At 62.0% G+C, this 1,525-nt stretch carries 2 protein-coding genes; both read left to right on the top strand.

All coding sequences use genetic code 11. The features are described from left to right. The first annotated feature begins 195 nt into the window (after window positions 1-195). Window positions 196-732 carry a thermonuclease family protein gene (locus tag NW841_RS09800; RefSeq protein WP_414365907.1) on the top strand — a complete coding sequence of 179 codons (537 nt, stop codon included), beginning with the start codon at window positions 196-198 and terminating at the stop codon, window positions 730-732. A 51-nt stretch (window positions 733-783) separates the two neighbouring features. Next, window positions 784-1,452 carry a cofactor assembly of complex C subunit B gene (locus tag NW841_RS09795; protein WP_414386215.1) on the top strand — a complete coding sequence of 223 codons (669 nt, stop codon included), beginning with the start codon at window positions 784-786 and terminating at the stop codon, window positions 1,450-1,452. Window positions 1,453-1,525 lie beyond the last annotated feature (73 nt).

Below are 1,525 nucleotides of genomic sequence, written 5' to 3'. Positions count from 1 at the left end.
GCCAGTTTACTCTCACCCAGCCGGTTGCCCCTCTGCCCCTAGATCGGGAGTTGCTCGCCCAGAACCCTCATTCATAAAGGGCTCCCCATCTCCAAGACTGGCCATTGGATCCGAATCCCTTGCAAGGGGTTGTCTTCCAGGGAGTTGCCGCTACCATTACGCCCTAGGGGAGAAGGGGATCGCAAGGGGGAGAAGATGAGGTTCCGGCGTATTGCTTTTGGCTCGGCGGTGTTGGGATGGCTCCTGGCCCTGCCCGTCCTTCCTGGCCACGGATCGGGGGAGCGGCGAGTGGTGCCCGACACCCCCTTCTACTTCGACAACCACTATTTCGATCGCTACCCCGCGGCAGTGGTGGTGAGGGTGGTGAATGGCGACACGCTGGTGGTGCAAATCGAAGGGGAGCAGAAACTGCGCCTAATCCGCTTGGCCGGCATCCAGGGCCTCCGCCCAGAGGAGGATCCCTTTTATCAGCAAGCTACTGAGCTGATGCGCGAGCGCATCCTCCGCCGCACCGTCAAGCTGGAAGGGGATAAGCTGCTGCGCAACGTCGATGCCACCGGCCTGGTGGAGGCCTACGTCTGGTTGGAGGGCCAGCAGATGAACGCCATGCTCGTGCGCAACGGCCTGGCCCGCATCATCCCCTACAGCCACAACATCAAATACGACAGCTACTTCCGCGGCCTGGAAAAGAAAGCTCGCCAAGAGCGCCTTGGCATTTGGAGCCGTCTCTGATGTCTTGGATAGCTCTAGACTGGACTTACCGAGCGCTCAGATACCCCTGCTTTGAGGGTCAAATCCACTCCAGCTTCCCAGGATCCCAATCGCTGGGTGAGGCGGTTGCCTTTGGTAACCGGCCTTTTGGGCAGCACCCTCCTGGTCATTAACCGGCTGGCGTTTACGCCGGAGTTGCTGGCCAGCCAGTCCCGCTCTGATGCCTTAGGGATCCTCCTCAGCGCCATTCTGATCTTGACCGGCCTGCTGTGGCAGCAGATCCAGCCCCGTCCCCCCCAGGCATCTACCCTACAGGGGAGTCCAGGCTGTGACTGGGATCCGGATCTTTCCGAGAGGGAAAAACTGGAGCTGGCCTGGGCCTCCCACACGCTCCTTAGCACCACTGCTGCCCGCACAGTAGTGATCTGGGTGGAGGGGCGCACCCTCCTGCAGCGGGGGATCCTGGCCAGCCCCGGCCAGTTGCCCTCCATCCGGCCCCAGAGCGTCTTGCAGCGGGTGTTGCAGACCGGACGGCCCGTCTATCTGGTGGATTTGAAACTGTTCCCGGCCCGCGCCGAGTTCGAGGGCCTGCTGCCCCCCGGATCCCAGGCGGTTCTCTGCCAGCCCATTGGCCAAAAGGGATGCCTCATCTTGGGCAGCGACACCCCCCGCAGCTTCAGCCGCCAGGAGCAAGCCTGGATTGCCGCCATTGCCGACAAACTAGAAACCCTGTTTGCCTAGCTCCCCTCTCCCTTTGGGAGAGGGGCTGGGGGTGAGGGCGCCTTTGGGAGAGGGGCTTTATACACATATGACG

The sequence above is a fragment of the Synechococcus sp. H60.3 genome (assembly GCF_047462295.1).
In the GTDB taxonomy this organism is placed as follows: domain Bacteria; phylum Cyanobacteriota; class Cyanobacteriia; order Thermostichales; family Thermostichaceae; genus Thermostichus.
The sequence above is the reverse complement of the archived record's forward strand: the minus strand, read 5'-3'. Positions and strand labels throughout refer to the sequence as shown.

Excerpts from the sequence above, each read along its gene's own strand:
- NW841_RS09800 (WP_414365907.1), top strand. The coding sequence starts at position 196 with ATGAGGTTCCGGCGTATTGCTTTTGGCTCGGCGGTGTTGGGATGGCTC.